The following is an 8,313-nucleotide window of genomic DNA, read 5'->3' as shown; positions in this document are numbered from 1 at the left end:
GCGGAAAATCTGGACCGCGGAACTCGCCAACCGCAAGGCCAGCTGGGTCGAGGAACAGAACGGCGGCTGGCGGGTGGTGGAGATCGTGCGCCGCTCCGCCCGGCCGCTCTGGCTCTACGGCGCCGGGCATGTCGGCCGCGCGCTCGTCGCGGTGCTGGCACCCCTGCCGGGGATCCGCATCACCTGGGTGGACACGGCCGCCGGGCGCTTCCCCGAGACCTTGCCCGCCGGCGTCGCGCACCGCGTCGCGGCGGACCCGGCGGCGCTGGTGACCGAGGCGCCGGCGGGGGCGGAGCACCTGATCGTCACCTTCAGCCACGCGCTCGACCTCGAACTCTGCCACCGGCTTCTCGGCCGCGGATTCGCCGCGGCCGGGCTGATCGGCTCGGCCACGAAATGGGCGCGGTTCCGGTCGCGGCTGGCGGCGCTCGGGCATGGTGAGGCGCAGATCGCGCGCATCCGCTGCCCGATCGGGGAGCCCGCCTTCGGCAAGCATCCGCAGGCGATCGCGGTCGGTGTGGCGGCAGACCTCCTGCGGGGGCCTGGCGCGGTGGCACGGAAGAGGGAGCGCGAAGCGTGACACAAGATATCTCTGCGGACGTGCTTCTGGCCATCGAGGGGATCGGCAAGTCCTATCCCGGTGTGCGCGCCAACGACGACGTGACCTTCCGCATCGGCGCCGGAGAGGTCCACGCGCTTCTGGGCGAGAACGGCGCGGGCAAGTCCACGCTGGTGAAGATGATCTACGGCCTCGTGAAGCCGGACGAGGGGCACATGTCGCTGCGCGGCGCGCCCTATGCGCCCGCCGAGCCGAGGGCGGCGCGGGCGGCGGGCGTGGCGATGGTGTTCCAGCACTTCTCGCTCTTCGAGGCGCTGAACGTCGCGGAGAACGTGGCACTCGGCATGGACGACCCGCCGCCGATGCGCGACCTCGAGGCGCGCATCCGCGAGGTCTCGGAGGGCTACGGCCTTCCGCTCGACCCCGCGCGGCTGGTGGGCGATCTGTCGGCCGGGGAACGGCAGCGTGTGGAGATCGTGCGCTGCCTCCTCCAGGACCCGAAGCTCCTGATCATGGACGAGCCGACGTCCGTGCTGACGCCGCAGGAGGTGGAGATCCTCTTCGGGACGCTCCGCCAGCTCGCGGCCGAGGGCACGTCGATCCTCTACATCAGTCACAAGCTGGAGGAGATCCGCGCGCTCTGCGACGCCGCGACGATCCTCCGGCGCGGCAAGGTCGTGGGCACCTGCGTCCCGCGCGAGGTTTCGGCGCGGGCGATGGCCGAGATGATGGTCGGCGCGAGCCTCAATGCGCCCGCGCGCGCCACCGGCGAGCTCGGCCCCGTCGCGCTGACGGTGGAGCGGCTGTCGGTCGCCTCGCCCTCGGCCTTCGGCACCAGCCTGAAAGAGGTGAGCTTCGAGGTCAGGCAGGGCGAGGTCCTCGGCATCGGCGGGGTCGCGGGCAATGGCCAGGACGAGTTGCTGGCCGCCTTGTCCGGCGAGGCGCGCACCGGACGCGACGTCGTCCGGGTGCACGGGCGCGGCATCGGGCACCTGGGGCCGAACGAACGGCGGCAGGCGGGGCTCTGCACGGCGCCGGAGGAGCGGCTCGGCCATGCCGCGGCGCCCGACATGAGCCTGGTCGAGAACGCGCTCCTGTCCGGCGCGGTGCGCAAGGGGCTGGTGCGGCGCGGGTTCATCGACTGGCCGGGCACGCGCGCCTTCGCCGAGGCCGTCGTCAAGACCTTCGACGTGCGCACCCCCGGCACCGGGACGGCGGCCCGGGCGCTGTCGGGGGGCAACCTGCAGAAATTCGTGCTCGGTCGCGAGATCCTGCAGGAACCGGGGATCATCGTCGTCAACCAGCCGACCTGGGGCGTCGACGCGGCCGCGGCGGCCTTCATCCGGCAGGCGCTGCTGGACCGGGCCGCCAAGGGCGCGGCCGTCGTCGTCATCAGCCAGGACATCGACGAGATCCTGGAGATCGCCGACCGGTTCGCGGCGCTCAACGAGGGGCGGCTCTCGGCGCCGGTCCCGGTGGCGGGACTGACGCTCGAGCGGATCGGTCTTATGCTCGGTGGCGCGCATGGGATGCACAAGGCGGACGTTCACGCGGCGGAGGTGGCCCATGCTGAGACTTGAGAAACGCCCGACCCCGTCGCGGGCCTGGGCCTGGGGAACACCGTTCCTCGCCGTCCTCCTCACGATGATCGCGGGTGGCGCGCTCTTTGCCATGCTCGGAAAGGACCCGGTGGCGGTCGTTCGCACGATCTTCTGGGACCCGCTCTTGGGCGAATACGCCTTCTACCTGCGCGGCCAGCTTCTGGTGAAGGCGGGGCCGCTCGCTCTCATCGCGGTCGGCCTCGCGCTCGGGTTCCGGGCCGGCATCTGGAACATCGGGGCCGAGGGGCAATACATCATGGGCGCGATCTTCGGCGCCTCGGTCGGGCTCGCCGTCTATCCGACGGAAAGCCGGTGGATCTTCCCCCTGATGATCCTTGCCGGCGGCTTCGGCGGCTGGCTCTGGGCGATGATCCCGGCGCTCCTGAAGACGCGGTTCAACACCAACGAGATCCTCGTCTCGCTGATGCTCGTCTATGTCGCCGAGACGATCCTGTCGAAGGCGGCGACCGGCTTCCTGCGCAACCCCGAGGGGGCGGGCTTTCCGGGCAGCCGCAACTTCTCGTCCTATCCGGCCGCGCGAAACCCCGAACTGATCGCCGGGACGGGGATGCACTGGGGCGTCGTCGCGGCCTTCATCGTGGTGATCGCGGCCTATGTCCTCCTGCAGCGCCACCTCCTTGGCTTCCAGATCAGGCTCGCGGGCCAGGCTCCGCGGGCGGCGCGCTTCGCCGGCGTGCGCCCGAACCGGCTCGTCATCTTCTGCCTCGGCGCATCGGGCGCGCTGGCCGGACTCGCCGGGCTCTTCGAGGTGACAGGGCCCGCGGGGCAGATCTCCATCGACTTCAACCAGGGCTACGGCTTCACCGCGATCATCGTCGCCTTTCTCGGGCGGCTCAATCCGGTCGGCATCCTGCTCGCCGCGCTCCTCATGGCGCTGACCTATGTCGGTGGCGAGATGGCGGCGACGAACCTCGGGCTCCCGTCCGCGGCGATCCGGGTGTTCCAGGGGATGCTCCTCTTCTTCCTGCTCGCGGTCGATGTGCTGTCGAACTACCGCGTCCGCATCGCCGCTTTCGTGAAGGAGGCTCGCTGATGGAACTCTTCGGCATCAACCCGGCCATCCTCGTCGCCTCGCTCATGGTGGCGGCCGTGCCGATCCTTCTTGCAGCGATCGGGGAACTCGTGGTGGAGAAGGCCGGCGTTCTCAACCTCGGCGTCGAGGGGATGATGATCATGGGAGCGATCTCGGGCTTCATCACCGCCGTCCATACCGGAAGCCCGGCACTCGGCTTTCTCGGCGGCGCTCTCGGGGCGATGGCGCTGAGCCTCGTCTTCGCGCTCCTCACCCAGGTCTTCCTCGCCAACCAGGTGGCGACGGGCCTCGCGCTCACGCTCTTCGGGCTCGGCTTCTCCAGCCTCATGGGCCAGGGCTACAACGGAATAAAGCCGCCCCGCACGCCGAGCTTGCCCTTCGGACCGCTGGAGCAGATCCCGTTCTTCGGCCGCGTACTCTTCAGCCATGACTGGGTGGTCTATGCCTCCGTTGCGATCGTCGCGGCGGTCTGGGCGGTGCTGCGATACTCGCGCGCGGGTCTAATCCTGCGGGCGGTCGGCGAAAGCCACGACGCCGCGCACGCGCTCGGCTACAAGGTCGTCCGTATCCGGGTGCTCGCCATCCTCTTCGGCGCGGCGATGGCGGGGATGGGCGGGGCCTACATCTCCCTCGTCCGCGTGCCGCAATGGACCGACGGAATCACCGCCGGCGCGGGCTGGATCGCGCTTGCCATCGTGGTCTTCGCCAGTTGGAAACCCTGGCGCGTGCTCGTCGGGGCCTGGCTTTTCGGCGGGATCACGGTGCTGCAACTGAACCTCCAGGCTGCAGGCAGCCGCATCCCGGTCGAGTACTTGTCGATGTCGCCCTATCTGATAACGATCCTCGTGCTGGTCATCATGTCGTCCGGCCGGGGCCGCGCGGGCCTGAACGCGCCCGCGAGCCTCGGTCAGAACTTCCACGCCTCGCGCTGAGGCGGCGCAACCAAGGGGTCCGAAGGGCCCCGCCAACAGGAGAGAGGGAATGAAAAGAAGAACGCTACTGGCCACGGCCGCCCTGGGCCTCATCGCGCTCGGCGGCACGGCCGAGGCACAGATGGAGAAGGTGAAGGCCTGCTTCGTCTATGTCGGTCCCATCGGTGACGGCGGCTGGACCTTCCAGCACCACGAGGGCCTCAAGCAGGTCCAGGCCGAGTTCGGCGACAAGGTCGAGACCGCCTACCAGGAAAGCGTGCCGGAGGGGGCCGACGCCGAGCGGGTGCTGACCCAGATGGCGCTGTCGGGCTGCAACATCATCTTCACCACCTCCTTCGGCTACATGGACGCGACGAACGCGGTAGCCGCGAAGTTTCCGGACGTGAAGTTCGAACACGCGACGGGCTTCAAGCGCGACCACCCGAACGTCTCGACCTACAACGCGCGGTTCTACGAGGGCCGTGCGGTGCAGGGCACGATCGCCGGGCGGATGACCAAGACGAACAAGATCGGCTACATCGCCTCGTTCCCGATCCCCGAGGTCGTCATGGGGATCAACAGCTACTTCATCCATGCCAAGAAGGTAAACCCGAACGTCGAGCTTTCGGTCGTCTGGGCCTATACCTGGTTCGATCCGGCGAAGGAGGCGGATGCCGCCAAGGCGCTGATCGACCAGGGCGTCGACGTGATCGCGTCCCACACCGACTCCACCGCGCCGCTGGCCGAGGCCGCCAAGACCAATGGCGCCGTGATCGGTTTCGGCCAGGCCTCCGACATGGCCGAGTACAAGCCGTCGCCCCGCGTCTCCTCGATCATCGACAACTGGGGCCCCTACTACGTGAAGCGCGTCGGCGCGCTGCTCGACGGGACCTATGAACAGGCCGACGCTTGGGAAGGCATCGCCGGCGGCGAGGTGCTGATCGGCGAGATCACCGATGCGATTCCCGCCGAGGTCAAGGCCGAGGCCGAGGCGCTGCGCGACGCGATCGCGGCGGGCACCTATCACCCGTACACCGGCCCGCTGAAGAAGCAGGACGGATCGGACTGGCTGGCCGAGGGGCAGACCGCGCCCGACGGCGACCTTCTGGGCATGAACTTCTACGTCGAGGGGATCACCGGCGACATCCCGAAGTAGGCCCGCCGCGGCGGACCGGACGGCCCCGCGCCTTGCCGGCTGCGGGGCCGTCTGCCTTTTGGCCCCGGCCTGCGCCGCTTTGACACAGATCAAAAACGTATTCCGAAATTTATATATGAGTACGACTCGGCAATGCGACTCTGAGGCGAGGGCCGGCGGCATTGCCGTGGGAGGACTGGCATGGCGCATATCGTAATTCTCGGGGCCGGGCTCGGCGGGTCGATCATGGCCTATGAACTGGCCGACCAAATCCGCAAGGAAGACCGCATCACCGTGGTCACCAAGGACCCGGCCTATCACTTCGTACCCTCAAACCCCTGGGTCGCCGTGGGCTGGCGCAAGCGCGAGGACATCACCGTCGATCTCGCGGAGACGATGCGCAAGAAGGGGATCGAGTTCAGGACGGTCGCGGCCGAGAAGCTGCACCCGGAGGAAAACCGCATCGCGCTCGTCGATGGCAGCTCGATCAATTACGATTACCTCATCATCGCCACGGGGCCGGAACTGGCCTTCGACGAGATCCAAGGGTTGGGGCCGCATGGCGGACACACCCAGTCGATCTGCCACGTGGACCATGCCGAGACGGCGTGGGAAGCCTTCGAGGCCTTCTGCAGGAAACCCGGTCCGATCATCGTCGGCGCGGTGCAGGGTGCGTCCTGCTTCGGTCCGGCCTATGAATTCACCTTCATCCTCGAAACCGAGCTCAGGCGCCGCAAGCTTCGCGACAAGGTGCCGATGACCTTCGTCACCTCGGAGCCCTATATCGGCCACCTCGGGCTTGATGGCGTGGGCGACACCAAGGGCCTTCTGGAATCCGAGATGCGCGAGAAGCACGTCAAGTGGATGACCTCGACCCGGGTGAAGCGCGTCGAGGAAGGCAAGATGGTGGTCGAGGAGATCGCCGACGACGGCAGCGTGAAGGCCGAGAAGGAACTGCCCTTCGGCTTCGCCATGATGCTGCCGGCCTTCCGAGGCATCAAGCCGATCATGGGGATCGAGGGGCTGGTGAACCCGCGCGGCTTCGTCATCGTCGACGAGCATCAGCGGAACCCGAAGTACCCGAACGTGTTCGGCATCGGCGTCTGTATCGCCATCCCGCCGATGGGGCCGACCCCGGTCCCCTGCGGCGTGCCGAAGACCGGCTTCATGATCGAGAGCATGGTCACCGCGACGGCGCACAACCTCGGCAATATCCTGCGGGGGAAGGAGCCCGACGAGGTCGGCACCTGGAACGCCGTCTGCCTTGCCGATTTCGGCGACTCGGGCGTGGCCTTCGTCGCCCAGCCGCAGATCCCGCCGCGCAACGTCAACTGGGCGTCCTCGGGCAAGTGGGTCCACCTCGCCAAGGTGGGGTTCGAGAAATACTTCATCCGCAAGGTCAAGAAGGGCACATCCGAGCCCTTCTACGAGAAGGCGACGATGAAGATGCTCGGCATTGACAAGCTGAAGGAACCGAGAAAGGGCTGAGCGGCGGGGTCCGCGGGCGGGCTCAGTTCTCGCGCGCCACGTCCTTGTGCACGATCACGTCGCACTGCGGATAGGCGGCAAGAATCCTCCGCCGGAGGCCCGCGCCGATGGCATGGGCCTCGCGCAGCGTCTGGCCGCCGTCGAGTTCGATATGGATGTTCACGAAGACCCGGCTCCCGGCCGTGCGGGTCTTGAGGTCGTGGAAGCCGCGGACGCCGGGGTAGGCCCGCGCGATCGCGCCGATCCCCTCGATCACCGCCGGGTCGGCGCTGCGGTCCATCAGCGCGTCCCAGGCGCCCTTGCCGATCCGGAGCGCGCCGAGGACGAGCATGACCGCGGCGGCGAGCGCGACGACGCTGTCGACCTGGCCGATCCCGAACCGGTGCGAGACCCAGAGCGAGGCGATGGCGCCGATCGAGGGGAGAAGGTCGGAGAGGTAGTGGAGCGAGTCCGCCGCGACTACCTTGCTGCCTGTCGCCCGCGCCACGCGCCGCTGCCAGAGCACCAGCGCGAGGGTGAGCACGATCGACACGGCCATCGCCGCGATCCCGCCCCCCTCGCCGGCGAGCCGTGACGGCGTGTCGCTGAGAAGCCGCGCCACCGCGGACCAGCCGATCACCGCGCCGGAGATGACGATGAAGACCGATTGCGCCAGCGCGGCGAGGTCCTCGACCGATGTATGGCCGAAGGCGTGGTCCTCGTCGGCGGGGCGGGCCGCATAGACGATGGCGGCGAGCCCGCCCGCCGACATCATGAGGTCAAGCGCGCTGTCGGCAAGCGACGCGGCGACCGCGAGCGAGGCGGTGGTGCCAAGCGCCCAGAGCTTCAGCGCGACGAGCGCCAGCGCCACCGCCACGGAGGCGATGCCGGCCGACAGGTTGAGCGATGTCTGGTTCTGCGCCATGATCCTGGATGCCGGTTCTAGCAGGGCATCCGGGCGACGCAACCGGACGCGGTGCCGCGCCTACTCGCGCACTTCATCGGGGGCAACGCCCCAGAGCGCGGCCTTGGCGACCCAGCCCTTCTCCCCCCCGGCGGAGACATGGCACCAGTCGGGCCGGCATTCGCCGAGCCGGGCGATCACGCCCGCCTGCGCCTCGGCCACCACGGGCGCAGCCGCGTCGGGCCGGGAACGCAGCGCCGTGCCCTCGGCCTCGATCAGCACGGTGCGGACACCGGAGAGGAGCGTGTAGTAGATCCAGCCGCCCTGCCCCTCGTTGTCCTCCACCCGCCGCCAGTGGCCGAACTCCGCCGTGACCCGCAGCGGCAGGTCACGGTGGTGGAAGACCCAGTCGATGCGGTGTTCGAGGCTCGGGCCGCGCCGGACGTTGCCCTCGGCCGCCTTGAGCGAGACGAAGCGCGGCAGGGGCATGTTCGTGACCGGCCCGCGGGCCGCGGCGGTGGTCGCGGCGGTGGCCGCTGCGGCGGCCCCGGACGGTGTGTTTCGGCCGCTCGCGGCGCGCCCGCGGTCACGAGTACGCCGGCTGCCGCGAGGAGGAGATGACGCCAGAACGGACGCCGGAACCCAACTGGTTTCATAGCTTGCCTGTATTTTCTGCCGACCG

8 protein-coding genes are annotated in these 8,313 nt (G+C 68.9%); 6 read left to right on the top strand and 2 right to left on the bottom strand.

Annotated features, from left to right (window positions below):
* The 6 genes from xdhC to F9K34_RS14925 all read left to right on the top strand — a co-directional run.
* Nucleotides 1-580, top strand: a 580-nt coding sequence (gene xdhC, locus F9K34_RS14950; protein ID WP_291337881.1) for a xanthine dehydrogenase accessory protein XdhC, incomplete at its 5' end; no start/stop codon positions are given.
* 8 nt (nucleotides 581-588) lie between these two features.
* On the top strand, nucleotides 589-2,139 hold the full coding sequence (locus tag F9K34_RS14945) for an ABC transporter ATP-binding protein (RefSeq protein ID WP_291337882.1): 1,551 nt from the start codon (nucleotides 589-591) through the stop codon (nucleotides 2,137-2,139).
* Complete coding sequence (locus F9K34_RS14940) at nucleotides 2,126-3,214, top strand: ABC transporter permease (protein WP_291337879.1); 1,089 nt, start codon at nucleotides 2,126-2,128, stop codon at nucleotides 3,212-3,214. Before F9K34_RS14945 ends, F9K34_RS14940 begins: the two co-directional genes overlap by 14 nt.
* Nucleotides 3,214-4,146, top strand: coding sequence for an ABC transporter permease (locus tag F9K34_RS14935; protein WP_291337877.1), 933 nt, complete (start codon nucleotides 3,214-3,216; stop codon nucleotides 4,144-4,146). Before F9K34_RS14940 ends, F9K34_RS14935 begins: the two co-directional genes overlap by 1 nt.
* A gap of 49 nt (nucleotides 4,147-4,195) precedes the next feature.
* Nucleotides 4,196-5,281, top strand: coding sequence for a BMP family ABC transporter substrate-binding protein (locus F9K34_RS14930; protein ID WP_291337874.1), 1,086 nt, complete (start codon nucleotides 4,196-4,198; stop codon nucleotides 5,279-5,281).
* Nucleotides 5,282-5,461: 180 nt separating this feature from the next.
* The gene (locus F9K34_RS14925; protein WP_291337872.1) at nucleotides 5,462-6,748 is read left to right on the top strand and encodes an NAD(P)/FAD-dependent oxidoreductase; all 1,287 of its coding nucleotides are present in this window, start codon (nucleotides 5,462-5,464) and stop codon (nucleotides 6,746-6,748) included.
* A 22-nt stretch (nucleotides 6,749-6,770) separates the two neighbouring features.
* Here F9K34_RS14925 and F9K34_RS14920 read toward each other — a convergent pair whose 3' ends face one another.
* Complete coding sequence (locus tag F9K34_RS14920) at nucleotides 6,771-7,652, bottom strand: cation diffusion facilitator family transporter (protein ID WP_291337870.1); 882 nt, start codon at nucleotides 7,650-7,652, stop codon at nucleotides 6,771-6,773.
* Between the two features lie 60 nt (nucleotides 7,653-7,712).
* Nucleotides 7,713-8,300 (bottom strand): SH3 domain-containing protein, encoded by a 588-nt coding sequence (locus F9K34_RS14915; RefSeq protein WP_436405753.1) that lies wholly within the window; start codon nucleotides 8,298-8,300, stop codon nucleotides 7,713-7,715.
* Nucleotides 8,301-8,313 lie beyond the last annotated feature (13 nt).

Origin of the sequence: Albidovulum sp. (assembly GCF_008933605.1) — a bacterium.
Lineage (GTDB): Bacteria > Pseudomonadota > Alphaproteobacteria > Rhodobacterales > Rhodobacteraceae > Albidovulum.
This window is presented reverse-complemented; position numbering and strand designations above follow the sequence as displayed.